The organism is Halorubrum tibetense, from assembly GCF_055396225.1.
In genome coordinates this window covers 1,419,711-1,440,187 of record NZ_AP043742.1, presented here as the reverse complement: position 1 = coordinate 1,440,187, position 20,477 = coordinate 1,419,711, and the positions used below count along the sequence as shown (strand labels likewise).

The 20,477-nt window shown below is 64.2% G+C and carries 14 protein-coding genes, 2 tRNA genes and 3 rRNA genes; 9 read left to right on the top strand and 10 right to left on the bottom strand.

All coding sequences use genetic code 11. The features are described 5' to 3' along the window. The first annotated feature begins 352 nt into the window (after positions 1–352). The 5 genes from ACZ5TV_RS07250 (at position 353) to ACZ5TV_RS07230 (ending at position 9,137) form a co-directional block, all read left to right on the top strand. On the top strand, positions 353–2,428 hold the full coding sequence (locus ACZ5TV_RS07250) for a PrkA family serine protein kinase (protein WP_379782124.1): 2,076 nt from the start codon (positions 353–355) through the stop codon (positions 2,426–2,428). Positions 2,429–2,463: 35 nt separating this feature from the next. Continuing rightward, positions 2,464–4,863 carry a kinase anchor protein gene (locus ACZ5TV_RS07245; protein WP_464384294.1) on the top strand — a complete coding sequence of 800 codons (2,400 nt, stop codon included), beginning with the start codon at positions 2,464–2,466 and terminating at the stop codon, positions 4,861–4,863. After that, positions 4,863–6,194, top strand: coding sequence for a DUF444 family protein (locus ACZ5TV_RS07240; RefSeq protein WP_464384293.1), 1,332 nt, complete (start codon positions 4,863–4,865; stop codon positions 6,192–6,194). Before ACZ5TV_RS07245 ends, ACZ5TV_RS07240 begins: the two co-directional genes overlap by 1 nt. 52 nt (positions 6,195–6,246) lie before the next feature. Further along, positions 6,247–8,292: a SpoVR family protein gene (locus tag ACZ5TV_RS07235; RefSeq protein WP_464384292.1), complete on the top strand. Its 2,046-nt coding sequence runs from the start codon at positions 6,247–6,249 to the stop codon at positions 8,290–8,292. A gap of 86 nt (positions 8,293–8,378) precedes the next feature. Next, the gene (locus ACZ5TV_RS07230) at positions 8,379–9,137 is read left to right on the top strand and encodes a hypothetical protein (protein WP_379783360.1); all 759 of its coding nucleotides are present in this window, start codon (positions 8,379–8,381) and stop codon (positions 9,135–9,137) included. A 67-nt stretch (positions 9,138–9,204) separates the two neighbouring features. Here ACZ5TV_RS07230 and ACZ5TV_RS07225 read toward each other — a convergent pair whose 3' ends face one another. Next, entirely contained in the window at positions 9,205–9,876 is a 672-nt protein-coding gene (locus ACZ5TV_RS07225) for an alpha/beta hydrolase (protein ID WP_464384291.1), read from the bottom strand. Next, positions 9,873–10,487, bottom strand: a complete 615-nt coding sequence (locus ACZ5TV_RS07220) for a VOC family protein (RefSeq protein WP_379783045.1) — start codon at positions 10,485–10,487, stop codon at positions 9,873–9,875. Before ACZ5TV_RS07220 ends, ACZ5TV_RS07225 begins: the two co-directional genes overlap by 4 nt. A gap of 118 nt (positions 10,488–10,605) precedes the next feature. Here ACZ5TV_RS07220 and ACZ5TV_RS07215 point away from each other — a divergent pair, with 118 nt between their 5' ends. After that, the gene (locus tag ACZ5TV_RS07215; RefSeq protein WP_379783043.1) at positions 10,606–11,172 is read left to right on the top strand and encodes a metal-dependent hydrolase; all 567 of its coding nucleotides are present in this window, start codon (positions 10,606–10,608) and stop codon (positions 11,170–11,172) included. A gap of 64 nt (positions 11,173–11,236) precedes the next feature. After that, positions 11,237–11,398: a hypothetical protein gene (locus ACZ5TV_RS07210; protein WP_379783041.1), complete on the top strand. Its 162-nt coding sequence runs from the start codon at positions 11,237–11,239 to the stop codon at positions 11,396–11,398. A gap of 74 nt (positions 11,399–11,472) precedes the next feature. Here ACZ5TV_RS07210 and ACZ5TV_RS07205 read toward each other — a convergent pair whose 3' ends face one another. From ACZ5TV_RS07205 to ACZ5TV_RS07170, 8 genes are all read right to left on the bottom strand, one after another. Next, positions 11,473–11,682, bottom strand: a complete 210-nt coding sequence (locus tag ACZ5TV_RS07205; RefSeq protein ID WP_379783039.1) for a hypothetical protein — start codon at positions 11,680–11,682, stop codon at positions 11,473–11,475. Positions 11,683–11,744: 62 nt separating this feature from the next. Continuing rightward, on the bottom strand, positions 11,745–12,587 hold the full coding sequence (locus ACZ5TV_RS07200; protein WP_379783037.1) for a hypothetical protein: 843 nt from the start codon (positions 12,585–12,587) through the stop codon (positions 11,745–11,747). A gap of 90 nt (positions 12,588–12,677) precedes the next feature. Beyond that, positions 12,678–12,753, bottom strand: a tRNA-Cys gene (locus ACZ5TV_RS07195). Positions 12,754–12,861: 108 nt separating this feature from the next. Continuing rightward, positions 12,862–12,983 (bottom strand): 5S ribosomal RNA (rrf, locus tag ACZ5TV_RS07190). Between the two features lie 147 nt (positions 12,984–13,130). Further along, positions 13,131–16,050 (bottom strand): 23S ribosomal RNA (locus ACZ5TV_RS07185). A 231-nt stretch (positions 16,051–16,281) separates the two neighbouring features. Continuing rightward, positions 16,282–16,353 (bottom strand) — tRNA-Ala (locus tag ACZ5TV_RS07180). Positions 16,354–16,528: 175 nt separating this feature from the next. Beyond that, a 16S ribosomal RNA gene (locus ACZ5TV_RS07175) occupies positions 16,529–17,999 on the bottom strand. Together the 16S, 23S and 5S rRNA genes with 2 tRNA genes alongside form the textbook arrangement of a ribosomal RNA operon. Before the next feature lie 513 nt (positions 18,000–18,512). After that, a complete protein-coding gene (locus ACZ5TV_RS07170) occupies positions 18,513–18,842 on the bottom strand; it encodes a non-histone chromosomal MC1 family protein (protein ID WP_379778731.1) in 330 nt (109 codons plus the stop codon). Positions 18,843–19,100: 258 nt separating this feature from the next. Between ACZ5TV_RS07170 and ACZ5TV_RS07165 the strand changes: the two genes are divergently transcribed. Together ACZ5TV_RS07165 and ACZ5TV_RS07160 are read left to right on the top strand one after the other, a co-directional pair. Next, positions 19,101–19,304, top strand: a complete 204-nt coding sequence (locus ACZ5TV_RS07165) for a hypothetical protein (RefSeq protein WP_379778734.1) — start codon at positions 19,101–19,103, stop codon at positions 19,302–19,304. Positions 19,305–19,403: 99 nt separating this feature from the next. Beyond that, a complete protein-coding gene (locus ACZ5TV_RS07160) occupies positions 19,404–20,462 on the top strand; it encodes a quinone-dependent dihydroorotate dehydrogenase (RefSeq protein ID WP_379778737.1) in 1,059 nt (352 codons plus the stop codon). The last annotated feature ends 15 nt before the right edge of the window (positions 20,463–20,477 follow it).

Sequence of the window (20,477 nt, the reverse complement as noted above, 5' to 3'; positions counted from 1 at the left end):
TGTACTGCCGATTCGGTGGTGGATATTTAAACCCCAGTGAAGAGTTCGAACCGGGTCGCCGTCGTGATCGCATCCGGGCGGGCGATCTGGCCAGTATGAATGACGGTAACGTGCGACACACTTATGAGTGTGAATCCCTGCCATACATATAGCCTCGGATACGGGCCGGAACGACGGTCATCCGCGTGCTGGTCCCGGAAGGTGTGTCGGTCGCGGCGTCAAGGGAGATGGCTCAGGCCGGTGAGCCACGCGTCCGTCCTCGGCGTTGAGCAACGCCTTCCCGCCGCCGGAAACGCGGCCGGAGGGTCGACGTGGCGGGTTCGGTCGGCATCGTCTCCGAGATCACCAACCCATGTCAGAAAGACAGACACTCGAACGGATAAGCGAGGCGTATCGGACGTCCGTCCCCGACGACCTTCGGGAGGCGCGATCGTTCGACTGGTACCTCGAAACGCTGTACGACGACCCGCGTATCGCCCGAAACGCACACCAGCGTGTCGCCGACATGTTCGACCACTACGGCACACGCTACGACGAGGAGGCCGGCGTCGTCGAGTACGCGCTCGCGGCCGACGACCCGCTCCACGACGGGGCGAACGTGTTCTACGGCCGGGAGATCCACGAAGCGATCCACGAGTTCGTCAACAAGGTGAAATCCGGCGCGCGCGGGCTCGGCCCGGAAAAACGGATCAAACTGCTGTTGGGGCCGGTCGGCTCCGGGAAGTCGCATTTCGACTGGCTCACGCGTCGCTACTTCGAGGCGTACACGCGCGACGACGCCGGCCGGATGTACACGTTCCGGTGGGTGGACCTCTGTTCGGTCATCGGGGATCAGGACCCCGGCGACGACACCGTCCGGTCACCGATGAACCAGGACCCGTTGGTGTTGCTCCCCAAAGAGCAGCGCGCGGGCGTCATCGACGCGCTTAACGAACGACTCGACGCGCCGTACACGCTCCGAAACGAGCAACACCCCGACCCCGCCTCGGAGTTCTACCTGAACGAGCTGTTGGCGCACTACGACGACGACCTACAGGCGGTGTTGGAGAACCACGTCGAGGTGATCCGGCTCGTCGCCGACGAGAACCGCCGGGAGTGTATCGAGACGTTCGAGCCGAAAGACAAGAAGAACCAGGACGAGACGGAGCTCACCGGCGACGTCAACTACGCCAAACTGGCCGTGTACGGCGAGTCGGACCCGCGCGCGTTCGACTACGCCGGCGCGTTCTGTAACGCGAACCGAGGGCTGTTCTCCGGCGAGGAGCTGTTGAAGCTCCAGCGGGAGTTCCTCTACGACTTCCTCCACGCCTCCCAGGAGAAGACGATCAAGCCGAAGAACAACCCCCGGATCGACATCGATCAGGTGATCGTCGGCCGCACGAACATGCCGGAGTACCGCGAGAAGACCGGCGACGAGAAGATGGAGGCGTTCAACGACCGCACCAAGCGGATCGACTACCCGTACGTGTTGGAGTACGAGAGCGAAGCCGAGATCTATCGGAAGATGCTCGCCAACGCCGACGTGCCGAACGTCGCCGTCGAACCGCACACGCTGGAGATGGCCGGGCTCTTCGGGGTGTTGACCCGACTTGAGGAGCCCACCGACGAGACGGTGGGCCTCGTCGAGAAGGCGAAGGTGTACAACGGCGAGCTGGAGGACGACGAGATCGACCGCCGGAAGCTCCGGGAGGACGCCGCCGAGTCGGCGGAGATCCGCGAGGGGATGGAAGGCGTCTCCGCCCGGTTCATCGGCGACGAGATCGCCGAGGCGATCATGGACTCGACACACCGCGACCGCTCGCACCTCTCGCCGCTGTCCGTCTTCGACCACTTCGAAGCGAACCTCGACGGGCACGGCTCGATCGCCGCCGACGACCTCGATCGGTACGAACGGCTGCTCGACACGGTTCGGGAGGAGTATCGGGAGCGGGCGATCGAAGACGTGCGACACGCGTTAGCGTACGACATTGATGAGCTCCGGCGGCAGGGGGAGAAGTATATGGACCACGTGATGGCGTACATCGACGACGCCACCGTGGACGACGAGCTCACAGGCCGGGAGACGGAACCCGACGAGACGTTCCTCCGTGCGGTCGAAGAGCAGCTCGACATCCCCTCCGATCGAAAGGACGACTTCCGGCAGGAGGTGTCGAACTGGGTCTCCAGACGCGCCCGAGAGGGGCGGGATTTCGACCCGCAGGACAACGACCGGCTCCGCCGTGCGCTCGAGCGCAAGCTGTGGGAGGACAAGAAACACAACATCAACTTCTCGGCGCTGGTCTCGGCGACGGACCTCGACGACGAGGAGCGAAGCGCGTGGGTCGACGCGCTCGTGGAACGCGGCTACTCCGAGGACGGGGCGGCCGAGGTGCTCGAGTACGCGGGCGCAGCGGTCGCCCGCTCCGAGATGGAAGGTGACGGGGACTGAGCCATGACCGATCCGACAGCGGGGGTGCCCGACCGATGAACGACGGCGACCCCGACGGCGAGGCGTTCAGTCGGATGGCCGACGAGACGCTCAGAGAGGCGTACGACCCACCGATGAGCCTCGAAGCCTACGTCGACCGGGTGCTCGCGACCCCGGCGGCCGCCGCCTCCGGCGCGCGGTACGTGCTCGCGGCCATCGAGTCACAGGGGACGCGCCCGGTCGTCGAGCGCGGCGAGGAGCTGGATCGCTACCGGTTCTTCGACGACCCGTTCAATGACGGCGAGCACGCCGTCCTCGGCAACACGACCGCGCTGAACGCCTTCGTCGACGACCTCCGGGCGGCGGCCGCGGGCCGTGGCAACGACGAGAAGATCACCTGGATAGACGGGCCCACCGCCACGGGGAAATCCGAGTTCAAGCGCTGTCTGGTGAACGGCCTCCGCGAGTTCTCGAAGACGGACGCCGGGCGGCGGTACACCGTCGAGTGGAACGTCACCGGGACTGGCGGGGGGTCGCGGTCGCTGTCGTACGGGAACGGCGGCGACGCTGGCGAGTGGTACCGGAGCCCGGTACAGAGCCACCCGCTCTCGGTGTTCCCGCCGGAGACCCGGAGACGGATCGCCGACGCCGTCGAGGCGGGGACGACCTACCCGATCGCCGCGGACGTCGAACTGGACCCGTTCAGCCGCGAGGCGTACGACCACCTGGAGTCGATGTACCGCGAGGAGGGGCGACGGGACCTCTTCTCGGCGGTCACCGACAGGGACCACCTGCGCGTGACGAGCTACGTCGTCGACGTCGGGCAGGGGATCGGAGTGCTCCACGCCGAGGACGACGGAACCCCGAAGGAGCGGCTCGTCGGGTCGTGGATGGGCGGGATGGTGCGCGAGCTCGGCTCGCGTGGCCGGAAGAACCCGCAGGCGTTCAGCTACGACGGAGTGCTCTCACAGGGGAACGGCGTCGTCACCGTCGTCGAGGACGCGAGCCAGCACGCGGACCTGCTCCGCCGCCTCCTCAACGTCCCCGACGAGAACCGGGTCAAGCTCGACAAGGGGATCGGGATGGATATCGACACCCAGCTGATCATCGTGTCGAACCCGGACCTCGACGCCGAGCTCGACCGACACGCCGAGCGGGAGGGTGCGGACCCGCTCAAGGCGTTGAAGCGGCGTCTCACCCGCCACGAGTTCCGCTACCTCACGGACCGACGGCTGGAGGCCGCGCTCCTCCGCCGGGAGATCGGCGACCGGGACGCGATGACCGCGGTCGGCGTGGGGGCGGACGGGAGCGACACCGTCCGGACGGGGTCGGCCGACGCGAATCGAAGCGACGCGAGCGAGACCGTCCGCGCGGCGCTGACGACGACGGTTCGCGACGACGACGGGCGGACGAGAGAGCGGGAGCTGGCACCGCACGCGATCGGCGCGGCCGCGCTGTACGCCGTGGTGAGCCGGCTCGAAGCCGAAAACCTCCCGGCGTCGCTCGACCTAGTGGAAACGGCACGGCTGTACGAGACGGGCGAGCTCCGGCGGGACGACGAGGTGATCACCGCGACCGACGTCGCGTTCGGGACCGATGACGGCCGAACCGGGATCCCCGTCACGTACACCCGAGACGTCATCGCCGACCTCCTGAACGCCGAGAGCGACCGAAGCCATCCGGCGCTCCCGGTCGAACGCGTCGTCACCCCGCGGGACGTCCTCGACGGGATGCTCGATGGCCTAACCGACGCCCCGGTGTTCTCCCGGGCCGAGGTCGCGGAGTTCGAGAGCCGGTACGCCCCGGTACTCGAACGCGTTCGGGAGCGCCAGCGGAGCGACGTCGTCGGCGCCGCGCTGGCCGCAGAGACCGTTCCGACGGACACCGTCGCGGAGTACGTCGAACACGTGTACGCGTGGGACGCCGAGGATCCGGCGGGGACGGACCGGGAGTCGGAGTCGCCGGACCCGCTCGTCATGAAGGTGTTCGAGACGGAGTCGCTCGGGCGGTTCGACGAGGAGGACTACCGCGGAACGGAGCCGACCCCTGCGGTCGCCGAGTTCCGCCGAGAGCAGGTGATCCGTGCGCTCACCAGGTACGCGTGGCGGAACCGGGGAGACGAGTTCAGCGTCGACGACGTCGACCTCGGGGAGATCCCGGAGCTGAAAGCGGTGTTGGAGGCGAAGGAGCTAGCGGACCTGAAACGGCGGTTCCCGGCGCTCGACCCGGCCGAATGGGGCGATCCGCCCGCGGACACCGAAACCGAGCGAGTGAAAGCCGCGACGATCGAGCGCATGGTGGACCGCGGGTACAGCCGGGCGTCCGCCGAGCTGACGAGCCGCGCCGTGATGCGTGACGTCCGCGAGGAGTGGGCGGCGCTGGCGGCCGACAGCGACCGCGACGACTCCGACGGACACGGCGGGTCGCCCGCGGCGTTCGACGGGGGTGGTCGGTGATGGGGCTGCCCGAGGACCGGAAGCGGTTCCGCGAGGTCGGCGACGCCCGTCGCGAGGACCTCACGGAGTTCATCAGCCACGGCGACCTCGGCGGGTCGGACCCCGATCGGGTACGGATCCCGATCAAGGTTGTCGACCTCCCCTCGTTCGAGTACGACCGCCGGGACGCCGGTGGGGTCGGCCAGGGCCAGGGCGGACAGCCCCAACCCGGCCAGCCCGTCGACGCCGACCCGGGCGACGACGACGGCGACGAGGGAGAGCCCGGCGAGGACGGCGGCGAGCACGAGTACTACGAGATGGATCCGGAGGAGTTCGCCCGCGAGCTCGACGAGGCGCTCGGGCTCGACCTCGAACCGAAGGGGAAACGCGTCGTCGAGGAGACGGAGGGCGATTTCACCGACACCGCCCGCGCCGGCCCGAAGGGCTCGCTCGACGTCGACGAGTTCTTCAAACGCGGACTGAAGCGCTACCTCGCGACCGATTTCGACGAGTCGTACGTCCGGGAAGGGCTGTTCGTCGACGGCGCGGGGGTCGACGCCGTCTTCGAGTGGGCGCGCGAGTCCAACGTCCCGGTGTCGCGGGCGTGGATAGCCGACGCGGCCGCGGCGCTCGAAGCCGAACGCGGCGAGCCGGTGGCCGCGTTGGACCGATGGGCGTCGTTCGCGGCGCTGGAAGCCGAACTCGACCGCGAGCCGGTCTCCCGGCGGATCCGGCGTGACGGGCTCGACGCCGTCCCGTTCCGCCCGGACGACGAGCGGTTCCGGCATCCGGAGGTGATAGAGAAGCGCGAGCGGAACGTCGTCGTCGTCAACGTTCGCGACGCGTCCGGGTCGATGCGGGAGACGAAACGCGAGCTCGTCGAGCGGGTGTTCACGCCGATGGACTGGTATCTCACCGGGAAGTACGACGCCGCCGAGTTCCATTACGTCGTTCACGACGCCGAGGCGTGGGAGGTCGACCGCGGGGAGTTCTTCGGGGTCCAGTCCGGCGGCGGGACGCGTATCTCTAGCGCGTACGAGCTCGTCGAGGAGATCCTCGAGGCGTACCCGTACAGCGAGTGGAACCGATACGTGTTCGCCGCCGGCGACTCAGAGAACGCCGGCACCGACACGAAAGAGAACGTGATCCCACGGATGCAGTCGATAGACGCGAACCTCCACGCGTACGTCGAGACACAGCCCGGGGGGTCGGCGACGAACGCCCGCCACGCCGACGAGGTGGAACGAGCCCTCGGAGACCGGTCGAACGTCGCCGTCGCGCGCGTCGAACGACCGGCGGACGTAACGGACGCGATCTACGAGATACTCAGCACGGAGGCGGAGGAGGAATGACCGACCGAAACGGCGGCGACCGACCGACGGAACGAACGACGGTGACCCGGAGATGAGAGACGACAGACTCGAAGCGAAACGCGAGGCGGAAACGCTCGACGAGCCGGCGACGGAAGCGCGGAACCTCGCCGAACGGCTCGGGCTCGACCCGTACCCGGTTCGATACTGGGTCGTCGATCACGACGAGATGAACGAGCTCATCGCCTACGGCGGGTTCCAACGGCGGTACCCGCACTGGCGATGGGGAATGAACTACGAACGGCAGCGCAAGAAGGACCGGCACGGGTTGGGAAAGGCGTTCGAGATCGTCAACAACGACGACCCGAGTCACGCGTTCTTACAGGAGTCGAACACCGCGGCCGACCAGAAGGCGGTGATAACCCACGTGGAGGCGCACGCCGACTTCTTCGCGAACAACGAGTGGTTCGGGCTGTACGCCGACCGCGGGGCCGACGGGCCGAACGCGGCCGCGCGACTGGAGCGGAACGCCGACCGGCTGGCGGCGATCGGGCGACGGGCGGACGTCGACCGCGACGAGGTCGAACGGCTGATCGACGCGGTAACCGCGCTGGAGGACACGATCGACCAGCACAGCCCGGTGGACGCCAGCCGGAGCGAGAACGGCAGTACCGGCGACGAGGGCACGGAGGGTCCGCAAGCGGAGCTGGAAGCACGAATCGAGGAGCTCGGCCTCTCCGAGGAGGTCAAGCGTGACGTGTTCGACGACGAGTGGCTCGACGACCAGGCGGACGGGGTCGAACCCGAATCCCCTCGCCCGGACGTGCTCGCGTTCCTCCGGGACCACGGGAAGCGGTACGACCCCGAGACGGGGAAGGCCGTCGACCGCGAGCCGTGGGAGACCACCGTCATCGACGCGATCCGCGAGGAGGCGTACTACTTCGCCGGCCAGAAGGTGACGAAGGTGATGAACGAGGGATGGGCGACGTACTGGGAGTCGCTCATGATGGGTGGCGAGGGGTTCGCCGGTCCCGACGAGTTCCTCACGTACGCGGAACACATGTCACGGGTGCTCGGCTCACCGGGCCTCAACCCGTACAAGCTCGGGTTCGAGCTGTGGACCCACGTCGAAGTGCGTGCGGCGCGACGTGACGTGATCGACAAGCTGCTCCGCGTCGAGGGGGTGACACCGGAGAACTTCCACTCGCGTATCGACCTGGAGGCGGTACGGTCGGCGCTCGAGCCCGACCCGGTCATCGCGGGTGCGGGACCGGCGACGCTCGACGAGCTCGGTGAGCTCGCCGCGACGGGCGACCCGCGCGTCGACGCCGAGACGGTCGACCGCGCGCTGTCCGTCCGTGCCGGCGACCGCGACCCCGAAGCGGGCCCCGACATCGAGCGATACCCCTGGAAACTGCTCACGTACGAGGGGCTCGCCGAACGACACTACGCGCTCTCGCGACCGGAGCATCGCGGGGCCCTTCGGAACGTCCCGCGGACGACGCTCGAAGAGCGGGCGCGATACATGTTCGATGTCGATCGGTACGAAAGCGTCGAGGCGGCGCTCGAAGACGTCGATCGAACCGCCGGGTGGGACCGGATGTACGAGGTGCGTGAGAGCCACAACGACGTGACGTTCATCGACGAGTTCCTCACCGAGGAGTTCGTCCGCGAACGGAACTATTTCACCTACGAGTACAGTCACGCAGGCGAGGGGTTCCGGGTCGCGAGTGTCGATGCCGGCGACGTGAAACGCAAACTCCTCTTACAGTTCACCAACTTCGGAAAGCCGTCGATCACGGTGCTCGACGGGAACTTCAAGAACAGAGGGGAGCTGCTGTTGGCCCACCAGTACAACGGGATCGCGCTGGACGAGGCGACGGCGAAAGCCACGTTGAAACGGGTGTTCGAACTGTGGGGTCGCCCGGTGAACCTAGCGACGATCCGTACCGAGTACACGGACCGGGAGGTCGAACGGGCCCGACGAGACGGTCGGGAGCCCGATGGCACCGAGGTCGGCGTCCGGTTCCAGTACGACGGGGGAGCGGTGACCGAACACGACCTCGATCCCGAAATCGAATCCCGGATCGCCGCCGACGAGATCGATTACGACACGAAGCCCGAGGACTGGTTGGCCTGAGTCGGCGAGTCGTTTCGACCTCTCGGACGCGATCGTGGGGTGTTCACGGTGCCGGAGTTATATCCCTAGAGGACGAACCGGATCCCATGAGCGCTCCGGGAGGCGGGACGAGTGGCGAGAGCGACCACCGGCCCCCGGTCACCAGCGTCGACGCGACGGATCCCCCCGACGGGATCGAGGCGGACCTCCCGCTCGCGTTCCCCGAACGGGACCCCGGAGCCCTCGATGACACCACGGAGCTGTATCTGATGGGGCGACACGCCGCGGACGACGGGAGCGTAACGGTCCAAGTCCTCGGGTGGGAGCGCGACGGCGACGCCGTGAACGTCGAGTACAGCTTGCCGACGGGAGAGCGTCGAACCGACCGATATCGCTGGCCGACGGCCGGGCAGTACGACGAGAGCGACTTCGTCGCGCTCGTCCGCGGGCTCGGCTACGCGCCGGGCGCGGCAGAGCACGTCGCCGGGGAGTTCGCCCGAGCACGACAGGAGAACGGTCGCTGGCGGATCGTGACCGGCAGACGGACGCGAACGAGTGAGGAGAGAGACGATCGACCGAAACGGGCGAACGGGGACACGCCGCGGGACGACCAACGGCTCGACGGGACGCGTCGGGAAGGGTCGGACTCCCAGATCGCGCGGACGGTTCGCCGCCGTCTCGACGGGGTCGACCCGATGAACGTCGGCATGGTCTCCGTCGGGCTCGTGTTCCTCTCCGTCCTCCTGCCGGCGAGCATCGCGATCGTGACCGGTGGAGTCACTGCCCCGGTAGCGGCCCTCGGCGCGACGTTGTTCGCCGTCGCGATCGCGGCGCTGTGGCTCTCGATCGTCGTTGCGGCCACGTAACTGGGTCGTCTCGGCGTGGATCGCCGGAGGGTCGAAGAACAGCGCGTGAGGGGAGGAACGGTGCCGCCTACAGCGCCGACACCAGTGCCGTCACGCGTTCCGTCTCGTCTTCGTTGATCCCGTGACCCATCCCCTCGTAGATCCGTGTCTCGACGTCGGCACCGAGCGCCGATAGGACCTCGTCCGTCACGTGAACACGCTCCTCCGGGATGTGTGGATCGACGTCGCTACAGCCGAGGAACGCCGGCGTTCCGGCGAGTGGATCCGCCTCGTCGCCCGCGACGTAGTCGCCGATAGCAACCGTTTCGCCGATCAACCCGCCGCTCAGGGCAGCGAGCCCACCGTACTCGCGTGGCGTGCGCGCGACGAACTCGCTCGCGAGACACGCGCCCTGTGAGAATCCGGCCACGAGGACCCGTTCGGCGTCGATCCCGGCGTCGGTCGCCGTTCGAACCGCGTTCCCGACCGCGGCCAGTCCCGACGACCGACCGGGCTCGTTCCGCTCAACTGGCGCGAGAAACGAGTTTGGATACCAGGTGTTCGCGGCCGCCTGCGGGGCCAGCAGCGCGACGGAGTCGCCGGCGATCGACTCGCCGAAGCCGAGGATGCTCCGCGCCGTCGCACCCCGTCCGTGAACCAGCACGACCGCCGTGTCGGCCTCGGCGACCGGCGCGCCGGCGGCCCCCAACGTCCGGTCGCCGTGCGGGTCCTCGCTCCCGTGCGGATCACGACGGCTCATACGCCCACGCCGGCGTCGGCGTCCGGGAGGTCGTGTTTCTCGACGGGGAGCCCCAGCTCCTCCAAGGCCGCCTCCATGTGGCGGTCCTGGGCGAAGTCGGCACCGTCAGCCTCACGAAGCCGCTGTGCGGTCGCGAGCACCTCGCCCTTGCGGTCGTTCGGGATCTCGTATTTGTCCGCTGAGAGCTCGATGACGAGGCCGTTGTTGTCCTGGGTGTAGATCGAGTGGAAGATGCCCCGGTCGAACACGTTGTACCCCTTCCCCGCCTCCTCGAGCGCACGCATGATCTCCTCGTACTCGTCGGGCTCGACGCTGAAACAGAGATGGTGGACCGAGCCGGTCCCCGGCCGCTGACCACGTGCGGACGGGCGGTCATCGCTCACGAAGAACGTGAGGATCCGGCCGTCGCCGGTGTCGAAGAAGAGATGCGTCTGTGAGGGGTCGTCCAAGTTGGGCTGGCGCAACACGAGCGGCATCCCGAGGAGGTCTCGATAGAAGGCGATCGTGTCGGCCTCGTTGCTTCCCCACACCGTAATGTGGTCGGTTCCGGTGGTGTGGAACGGTGCGTCCGGTCGGTCGTGGGTCACCGGCGCTTCGGATTCCTCGCTCATACCTCGTCTTACATCCCTGACCGCATAAATCCGGGAGAGATCGGGAGGTGATCGGCTGACATGGGTGTTATCGCCCCCGAGCACGGCGTTTATGATCCGTGAGCCCGTTCGTTCGCCCATGATGCTCCCGACACACGTGTTGGTCGGGATGGCACTGGCGACGCCGGTCGCGGTCGCGGTTCCCGAGCTCGCCGGCAGCGTCGTCGCCGGCGCGGTCGTCGGAAGCGTTCTCCCGGACGTAGATGTCGTCGCCCGACACCGACGGACCCTCCATTTTCCCAGCGGGTACGTTCTCCTCGCCGTTCCGACCGTCATCGTCGTGCTCGTCTGGCCGTCGACGGCGACCGCCGCCGTCGCTACCGCTACCGTCGCTGCCGCGGTACACTCCCGGATGGACGCCTACGGCGGGAGCTACGAGCTCCGACCGTGGGAACGAACCACCGACCGTGCCGTGTACGACCACGTCCGGGGCGAGTGGCGACTCGCGAAGCGATCGATACGGTACGACGGCTCTCGGTCCGACCTCCTCCTCTCGTTCGCCGCCGCGACACCACCGCTCGTCCTCCTGGACGGGACGTACCGCCCGCTCGTCGGGGGTGCGCTCGCCGTCGCGGTCTCGTACACGCTGCTCCGGCGTCGACTCCCCGACGTCGTCGACGACGCCGCCGATCGCCTTCGCGGCTAGGTCGTGGGAAGGTTGGATGGTGAGCGATGAACGCCTTTTAGCCGGTGGACCCCACACCAGAACCATGGAGATACTACTTCACGCGGGCCATGAACATCCGGCAACGCTGTGGATCGCCGTGTCGGCCGTCCTGTCCTTCGTGCTCGGCGTCGGTGTCGGCGCGTTCGGCGTCAGTTCGGCGACCCTTTCGAACGAACAGTCCGCCGGCGGCGGCGAAAACGAATAGATCGGGCCAAGCGTATCTAGCGAGCTGAATCCGGCGACACGGTAACGGCGTGCGACCCCGACTCCCGCCAAGCGTTACTCCCGCTGCCAGACTTCGGGGGCGACCCCGAGACGCCGAACCACGAGCGGATAGCCGAAAGCGATAACGGCGACGATAAGCAGGGACTGCCAGAACGCGAGTTCGCCGACCGTGTTCTCGACGAGCGCGAACACGACGAACACGACGACGAGGATCACCCCCCAATGCGGTGCCAGCTGACGGACTTTCTCCGTAGTCGAAGTCATACGCACGCTCCGCGTGCGAAACGGTAGTGCGTGTCGATCCGGGAACGGAACCGGTGAACGGTTCAGTACCGCGACGGCATGAACGCGACAGCGACCAGCACCAGTGAGGAGAGAACACTGATGATGAGCACGCGCCACAGCCCGTCGTTCTGCTGATCGAACCGCTCGATATCTGCCAGCTGTGCGTCATAGGCGTCGATGTCCGTCGACAGCGTCAGCGTCGAGTCGTTCGGGAAATGTGCGATGAACTCCGTCTCGCCGACCGTCACCGTCGACTCCTGTGCCACGTCTATCGTCGTCGTCTGCGGTCCCATCCACCCGATCACGACCTCGTCAGGGGTCACCGAATCCACGGCCACCGTGGTGTCCGCGTACGCGAACTCATCAGCCACGTCGTACGTTCGCTCCTCGGGTGCCGGGAAGTACTCGTCGGCCGGCACGAGTCGGGACTCGCCCTCCTCGTCCGTGATGACGACGAACTCCTCGCCGTCACGGTCGACCGTCTCGTTGTCGGCCGTGTCGTCTTCAGCCAGTATCGCCTCCCGATCGAGCACCTCGATGAGCGTGAACGAATCCGGGTCGTCGCCAGTGATCCGCACCTGCCACTCACGCTCGTCGACCTCAACAGTCGACTCGTTCGCCCACGTCTCGGTCTGTTCGACGACTTCCTCGCGTTCGATCTGTGCCGTGATCTCGTCCTCCTCGTCGTCCTCACCCTCCGTCACCGTGATCCCTGAAACGAGGTACTCCTCGCCATCGACCACGAACGTGTCGCCCTCCGACAGCTCGTAGTCCGGGTTGTCAAGGGAGACCTGCGGGTCCTCCGCCGTCACCACGAGGACGCCGGCCACGCTCGCGACGAGCAGAAAGAGCGCCACGTATACGGCTACAGCGCGTCGTTGCATGCTTCGTCTGTGGGTCACCCCCCGTATAACGGTTACTAACGAGTAGTGATCCGGAGCGCGTTGCGTCGACGGGACGGGACAAGAATAAGAAGCCAAGGGCCGGATTTGAACCGGCGTTGGGCGGCTCTGCAGGCCGCTGCGTCTGACCGAACTCTGCCACCTTGGCGCGTTCGAACGTACCCACGTGGAGCGTTTAAGCCTAGCGGTCGGCTCTGTAGATATGAAAAAAGCCCACGGACATCGGTCCGTGGGCTTTGTGTTCCGCGTATGAATGGGTGGGCGGCGAACCGCGGTTCCCAGAGGCTCGCGCACTCCAGTACTTCCCGGTACGCTGGTGGGCTTAACTTCCGTGTTCGGAACGGGTACGGGTGTTTCCCCACCGCTATGGCCGCCCTTACGCCGACTCTCGGAATCGAACCGAGACTCTCCGTCTTGAACAGAGAGACTCCTGTGTCGGTGGTCCCGGTCTCTCGACCGGACTACCGTGTTTACGTGCGATCCAGTTACCGCCTGAACTCATGCGAGTGTGGAAGCCAGTCAACCTATGACTGTGGCTTCGGTCTGTTAGTGCTCGTGGACTCAACGCCTCGTTGCCTCGACGCGTACATCCCGAGTCTATCTAACTCGTCTTCTACGAGTGACCTCTACGGTACTTCTTTTCCATGTGGGTTTCGAGCTTAGATGCGTTCAGCTCTTACCCCGTGTCGCGTGGCTACCCGGCATCTGCGCTCTCGCACAACCGGTACACCAGTGGCGACCAAACGTAGTTCCTCTCGTACTATACGTTCGTTCACGTCAAGTACCACAACACCCCCAATAGATAGCAGCCGACCTGTCTCACGACGGTCTAAACCCAGCTCACGACCTCCTTTAATAGGCGAACAACCTCACCCTTGCCCGCTTCTGCACGGGCAGGATGGAGGGAACCGACATCGAGGTAGCAAGCCACCCGGTCGATATGTGCTCTTGCGGGTGACGACTCTGTTATCCCTAAGGTAGCTTTTCTGTCATCTACGGGCCCCATCTCGGAGCCTCGTAGGTTCGCTAGACCACGCTTTCGCGTCAGCGTCACTCGTTGGGAATGACACTGTCAGACCATCTTGTGCTCTTGCGCTCTTCGCCGGATTCCCGACCCGGCTGAGATGATCTTCGGGCGCGCTCGATATCTTTTCGAGCGCGTACCGCCCCAGTCAAACTGCCCGGCTACCGGTGTACTCCTCCCGGAGTGAGAGTCGCAGTCACCGACGGGTAGTATTTCAATGTTGTCTCGGTGGCGTGCTGGCGCACGTACCTGTGTAGTGACTCCTACCTATGCTGCACATCGGCGACCACGTCTCAGCGACAGCCTGCAGTAAAGCTCTATAGGGTCTTCGCTTCCCCTTGGGGGTCTCCAGACTCCGCACTGGAACGTACAGTTCACCGGGTCCAACGTTGGGACAGTGGCGCTCTCGTTTATCCATTCATGCAAGCCGCTACTGAAGCGGCAAGGTACTACGCTACCTTAAGAGGGTCATAGTTACCCCCGCCGTTGACGGGTCCTTCGTCCTCTTGTACGAGGTGTTCAGATACCCGCACTGGGCAGGATTCAGTGACCGTACGAGTCCTTGCGGATTTGCGGTCACCTGTGTTGTTATTAGACAGTCGGAGCGCCCGAGTCACTGCGACCTGCTCCGTCGAGAGCAGGCATCCCTTCTTCCGAAGGTACGGGACTAACTTGCCGAATTCCCTAACGTCGGTTCTCCCGACAGGCCTTGCCTTGCGCTGGCAGTGTACCTGTGTCGGATCTCGGTACGGACATCGTGCTCGTCTTTTCACGGGCCCTATGTACGGCTGACTTGCGCTATCTCACGTTTCGCTCGCTTCGTGCCGTGACGGCGTCCACGAGCTTCCATGATTTGACCGGGCGAAAGCCCGGCTCAGCGTTCCACACGGCGTCGACTTTTATTGCACGATGGCACTGGAATATTAACCAGTTTCCCGTTGATGCAGTCGAGTTGCGGTGCATCTTAGGACCGGCTGACCCTCGGCTGATTGGCAGTGCCGAGGAACCCTTACACATCAGGCCGTCGAGGTTCTCACCCGACTATCGCTGCTACTGTGACCAGGATTGTCGTTACTGAACGGTCCACACGAGTTCTCACCCGTGCTTCCATCCGGACAGTACGCCGACCTACGCGGTTGCCCTGTTACGGGCACGGCCAGGTCTCGGTGGTAGATTTGAGCCCCGATCATTTTGGGCGCCTCAAACCTCGGCCGGTAAGCTGTTACGCTTTTCTTAGAGGGTAGCTGCTTCTAAGCTCACCTCCCGGCTGTTTAGGGCTTGAGACCACCTTCGAATCGCACTTAATCTACACTTTGGGACCTTAACCCGGCTCTGGGTTGTTCCCCTCACGGTACACAGGCTTACCCCGCGCACCGGACTCCCTTCGTCTACAGCGCCTGCGGGTTTGGAGTTCGACAGGATGGCCGACTCCTCTCGGAGGCGGGTCATCCAATCGGTAGCTCTACCCCGCGGGCTACCTCGGAAGAGGTCATGCTTCGACATGTTTCGGTCGGAACCAGCTGTTGCCAGGCTCGATGGGCCTTTCACCCCTATACACGAGTCACGAGAGGATATTGTAGAATACCAACTCTAACAGGCCTCCACGTGGCTTTCGCCACGCTTCACCTTGCTCGCGTATAGATCGCCTGGTTTCGGGTCGTACCCACATGACTCCCCGCGCTTGAACACGGTGGCCCTCACACAAAGTGCTGCGGCCGTATCGGTTTCCCTGCGCCTTCCTCGGTTCACGAGTTAGACTCGCCATGTAAGTACACTCCCTGGGTCGTTTTTCAAAACGCACGACACGACGCCGGCTCGTCTCTTTTCCTACTAGAGAATCGCTTCTCGGTCGTTTCAAGAGACGCCTTGTACGCCCTGTCGCTCGATCGCCAACTGATTTCAGGCCCTATTGCACCGCCCTTCTCGGGGTGCTTTTCAGCGTTCGCTCACGCTACTTGTTCGCTATCGGTCTCGAGGAGTGTTTAGCCTTCCCAGGGGATGCCTGGGGCGTTCACAGAGGATATCCGACCCCTGCTACTCTGGTATTGACGCCAACGGTACTGTCTCATTCTACGGGGTTGTCACCCTGTTTCACGCTCCGTTCCAGGAGACTTCGAATGAGAGCTCGCGTTTTGGTTGTCAACCCGAACACCACATTGGTCCGAAGACCTTCGGTTTGGGCTGTGTCGCGTTTACTCGCGGTTACTGACGACATCGCTGTTGCGTTCTTGTCCTTCCCTTACTGAGATGTTTCAATTCAGGGAGTTCCCTATTGCGCGTGGCAATTGTTAGACGGATTCCGATTCGGAGATCTCGTGTTCTTTCCCTCCATGCGGGTCCCACGAGCTTTTCGCAGCTTGGCACGTCCTTCATCGGCTCTCGAGCCGAGCCATTCACCAGCTGGCACAGTAGCCAGTAGTGTGTCAAGTGACTATAATGTCACCCGACTGTATATGGTTTACTGACGTTCCACGAACTCGGATGAGTTCAGTGGACGTCTGGATCGCACGTATACACGGTCGTCATCGAATCACCCTGGCGGGGTGTTCGTCGAACCCTTCCCATCCGCGGTTTCCCGGGATGGTGCATCGGTCGTCTATCCCAACCGAGTCGCGTCTCCCACTTAAGGGGACGGATTCGCGTCGGGGGACATGGACTCACTGGGATTCGAACCCAGGGCATCCTCCTTGCAAGGGAGGCACTCTACCGCTGAGCTATGAGCCCACCTTCCCTTGCGGGAAGGGGTGGTGGTCGGTATGTGTCGTGTGTAGTGTGAGCCGTGGTAGTTCGTAGGTGTCCGGAGCGGCGGTGACGTGGACGTGGACCGTGCGAATGAGTAGTGACCGTCGTGGTGACGGTCGAAAGGTGAGCTCACCCGTGTGGGTGAGTCTCGGGTCTGTGGAGGTGATCCAGCCGCAGATTCCCCTACGGCTACCTTGTTACGACTTAAGCCCCCTTGCGAAGCCCAGATTCGACGCGTGGAACGCGCCTCATCCGGACCTCACTCGGGTGCTTTGACGGGCGGTGTGTGCAAGGAGCAGGGACGTATTCACCGCGCGCTTGTGACACGCGATTACTACCGAATCCAGCTTCATGTGGGCGAGTTGCAGCCCACAATCCGAACTACGATCAGGTTTCTGAGATTACCGTCTCCTTTCGGAGTAGGAACCCTTTGTCCTGACCATTGTAGCCCGCGTGTTGCCCAGCACATTCGGGGCATACTGACCTACCGTTGCCCGTTCCTTCCTCCGTGTTGGCCACGGCAGTCTCCTTACTGTCCCCAACCACTTCGCAGTGTTGCTGGCAAGTAAGGATGCGGGTCTCGCTCGTTGCCTGACTTAACAGGACGCCTCACGGTACGAGCTGACGGCGGCCATGCACCTCCTCTCTGTGGCTCGTGGCGAGGTCATCAACCTGACCGTCATTACCACAGTCGATGCTGGTGAGATGTCCGGCGTTGAGTCCAATTAAACCGCAGGCTCCTCCGGTTGTAGTGCTCCCCCGCCAATTCCTTTAAGTTTCATCCTTGCGGACGTACTTCCCAGGCGGCCTGCTTAGCGGCTTCCCTACGGCACAGCACCCACTCGTAGTGGGAGCCACACCTAGCAGGCATTGTTTACGGCTAGGACTACCCGGGTATCTAATCCGGTTCGAGACCCTAGCTTTCGTCCCTCACTGTCGGATCCGTTCTCGCGACGTGCTTTCGCCATCGGCGGTCCGTCCAGGATTACGGGATTTCACTCCTACCCCGGACGTACCCGTCGCGCCTTCCGGTCCCAAGCCGTGAAGTTTCCACCGGACGTCCACCCGTTGAGCGGGTGGATTTCCCGATGGACTTTCACGGCCAGCTACGGACGCTTTAGGCCCAATAAGATCGGCCATCACTCGGGCTGCCGGTATTACCGCGGCGGCTGGCACCGGTCTTGCCCAGCCCTTATTCGGACACCTCCCTAGGGTGTACAAAAGCGTAGGCTCTATGCCTACGCACTTGGGATCCCCTTATCGCACTGTCGTGCAGTGTAAAGGTTTCGCGCCTGCTGCGCCCCGTAGGGCCCGGAATCTTGTCTCAGATTCCGTCTCCGGGTTCTCACTCTCATGACCCGTACCGATTATCGGCACGGTGGGCCGTTACCCCACCGTCTACCTAATCGGCCGCAGCCACATCCTTCGGCGCCGGAGCGTTTGACGCACTCGCCATTCCAGGGTGAGTGCGGGATGCACTATTAGCCTCAGTTTCCCGAGGGTATGGTGCTCCGAAGGGTAGTTTGGCCACGTGTTACTGAGCTATTCGCTACGAGTCTGAACTCGTGCAACTAGCATGGCTAAATCGGATCCCAATAGCAATGGCCTCCGGCAGGATCAACCGGAATGAATACCCTCGCGCCTGATTCCCGGTGCGAGGGGGGTTATGTTGGCGGGTGTTGACGTAGTGTCAACACACCATTGCATGGTCCAATATGGTGTCCAGTGTCACCGGCGTTCCGGATGACACCGAACTACCAAGGCTCACATCAGATCCCCTCTTATGCCGGAGCACAGGGGGCGAGATCCTCATCCTTCGCGGACCTGAACGTTGTCCGGCATGGGTTATAAACCCATCGGACTCGTTTCGGTCCAGCGAAACCGGGCCGGGTTGAACGGCCCGAGTTCGCGGTGCGTTCTTCGCATTAGTCCGAATGCCCGGGTTGTACTTAACCCCGTCGAACTACCACCGCCACGTCATGCGGTTTCATGCCGGGGGCGACGGTCGATGAGAACCGGGTGGCTGATCGCCGCTACGACCGGAAGACGTCTCCTCCGGAGAGGGCACATTCGAGTTCTGGACTCGACACTCCCGGTGTATGAAAAGAAGGCAGGACGGGGTGGAGCGGCGATCGGTCCGGCTACTCGTCGTCGAGGTACTCGATACCTTGTTTCGAGACGTTCGCCTTCGTGATATCGTCGAGGTCATTGAGCCAGAAGTCGTCGTCAGCCTCGTCGACCTCCGGCGCACTGGCTTTCCACGCCCACCCCTCGTACTCGTGGACTTTTTCCGTCCCTTTCTCCCGTAGTCTGATCGTCGTTCGCTCCGCCTCCTCTTCGGAGGGGCCCGGTTCGAGCGTTCGAGCCGCCTTGAGTGCGGCCTGTCGCGGCATGTTTCCGGAGAACTCGCTCGGTTCCGACCCGTCCTCCTCCCGGAGGGCGAAGTTTCGCTTACCGTCTTCACGTACCATGGTTTTACCTCCATGCCAAACCAGCACACAGTGTGTAATAAATATATCGGGGAAATGAAAACTGGACGGTACATGACTTATAAATGATGGCGCCAGAAACCGTGGATTCGGTAATCGGTAGCCCGGCAAAGCAGCGAGCTTGGGACGGATCGTGGAACCGGTTCGGGTACTGGCTAGCCCAGCGCGTGAGGGGAGTCAGGAACACCGTAAACAACACTTATATGTCTGCTGTCGCGAAGTGCGAGCCATACAACCGCGATGGTTCGTAAAAAGAAGCTCAGCCCGAGTGGCGCCAAAGACGAGGACGGGGAGTATCATAACGTCCACGTGAACCTCCATGAGGACGAACTCGCGGTGGCGGGGATGGAGATCGGCGACGAGGTGTTCGTCCGTGTTCGCGACGGGAAAATAATCATCCAGAAGGCGGATTCGAACCCCGAACAGCTCGAACACGACTTTTAGTCCGGTGGTCGACAGAGTACCCTCGACTCGACGACGAGAGTACCCGTTTCTTCCGGTGTAGTCGGCGGATTGATTGGGGTCCGTGACGAGATCCGAACGATGGGCGTATACGATCTCCTGAAGCCGGCACTGTTCGCGGTTCCGCCGGAAACGGCACACAACGCGGTCCACCACCTGTTACGCGGCGTACAGGGAACGCCTGTTTCGGCGGCAGCTCGGAAGCGATACGTCGTGAGCAACGAACGGCTGGAGACGACCGTGTTCGACACCGCGTTCCCGAACCCGATCGGCGTCGCTGCCGGGTTCGACAAGAACGCCGAAGTTCCGCGGGCGCTCGCCGCGCTCGGGTTCGGTCACGTCGAGGTCGGTGGCGTCACGGCCGAAAAGCAGCCGGGGAACCCGCGGCCACGCCTCTTCAGGCTTCGTGAGGACGAGGCGTTGATAAACCGAATGGGGTTCAACAACGAGGGAGCCGACCGCGTCGGGGATCGTCTCCGCCGGAGCCCCGCGGCTGACGTCCCCGTGGGGATCAACATCGGCAAGTCGAAATCGACGCCGCTAGCGGAAGCGGCGGACGACTACCGCTACACCTACGAACGCGTCGCGGAACACGGGGATTACTTCGTTGTCAACGTGTCGAGCCCGAACACGCCCGGGCTTCGAGAGCTACAGAACCGTGAGGCGCTCGAACGGATCCTCGGGAGCCTTGCCGACGCCGGAGCCGCCCCACTGTTGGTCAAGCTCTCCCCGGATCTACCGGAGGCAGCGATCGAGGAGGCGCTCGCCGTCGTCGATGAAGTCGGGCTCGATGGAGTGATCGCGACCAACACGACGACGTCGCGTCCCGAGGGACTTGCCAGCCCGAACCGCGCCGAGCGGGGTGGCCTCTCGGGGAAGCCGATCGAGGACAGTTCGACGGAGCTCGTCCGGTTCGTCGCCGAACGGACGGACGTTCCGGTCGTCGGCGTCGGTGGGATAGCCAACGCAGAGGGAGCCTACGAGAAGATCCGCGCAGGGGCGTCGGTTGTCCAGCTGTACACCGCACTCGTGTACGAGGGACCGGGCGTCGCCCGTGACATCAACCGCGGGCTTATCCGGCTGCTCGACCGCGACGGATTCGACACCGTCGAGGACGCCGTGGGCGCGGACCTGGAGTAAGCTCTCGGTCCAGTC

What these genes read in the sequence shown, in the direction of transcription:
- ACZ5TV_RS07200 (WP_379783037.1), bottom strand. Translation starts at nt 12,587, where the DNA reads ATGCAACGACGCGCTGTAGCCGTATACGTGGCGCTCTTTCTGCTCGTC.
- ACZ5TV_RS07170 (WP_379778731.1), bottom strand. Translation starts at nt 18,842, where the DNA reads ATGGTACGTGAAGACGGTAAGCGAAACTTCGCCCTCCGGGAGGAGGAC.
- ACZ5TV_RS07210 (WP_379783041.1), top strand. Translation starts at nt 11,237, where the DNA reads ATGGAGATACTACTTCACGCGGGCCATGAACATCCGGCAACGCTGTGG.
- ACZ5TV_RS07160 (WP_379778737.1), top strand. Translation starts at nt 19,404, where the DNA reads ATGGGCGTATACGATCTCCTGAAGCCGGCACTGTTCGCGGTTCCGCCG.
- ACZ5TV_RS07245 (WP_464384294.1), top strand. Translation starts at nt 2,464, where the DNA reads ATGAACGACGGCGACCCCGACGGCGAGGCGTTCAGTCGGATGGCCGAC.
- ACZ5TV_RS07215 (WP_379783043.1), top strand. Translation starts at nt 10,606, where the DNA reads ATGATGCTCCCGACACACGTGTTGGTCGGGATGGCACTGGCGACGCCG.
- ACZ5TV_RS07225 (WP_464384291.1), bottom strand. Translation starts at nt 9,876, where the DNA reads ATGAGCCGTCGTGATCCGCACGGGAGCGAGGACCCGCACGGCGACCGG.
- ACZ5TV_RS07165 (WP_379778734.1), top strand. Translation starts at nt 19,101, where the DNA reads ATGGTTCGTAAAAAGAAGCTCAGCCCGAGTGGCGCCAAAGACGAGGAC.
- ACZ5TV_RS07240 (WP_464384293.1), top strand. Translation starts at nt 4,863, where the DNA reads ATGGGGCTGCCCGAGGACCGGAAGCGGTTCCGCGAGGTCGGCGACGCC.
- ACZ5TV_RS07230 (WP_379783360.1), top strand. Translation starts at nt 8,379, where the DNA reads ATGAGCGCTCCGGGAGGCGGGACGAGTGGCGAGAGCGACCACCGGCCC.
- ACZ5TV_RS07250 (WP_379782124.1), top strand. Translation starts at nt 353, where the DNA reads ATGTCAGAAAGACAGACACTCGAACGGATAAGCGAGGCGTATCGGACG.
- ACZ5TV_RS07205 (WP_379783039.1), bottom strand. Translation starts at nt 11,682, where the DNA reads ATGACTTCGACTACGGAGAAAGTCCGTCAGCTGGCACCGCATTGGGGG.
- ACZ5TV_RS07220 (WP_379783045.1), bottom strand. Translation starts at nt 10,487, where the DNA reads ATGAGCGAGGAATCCGAAGCGCCGGTGACCCACGACCGACCGGACGCA.
- ACZ5TV_RS07235 (WP_464384292.1), top strand. Translation starts at nt 6,247, where the DNA reads ATGAGAGACGACAGACTCGAAGCGAAACGCGAGGCGGAAACGCTCGAC.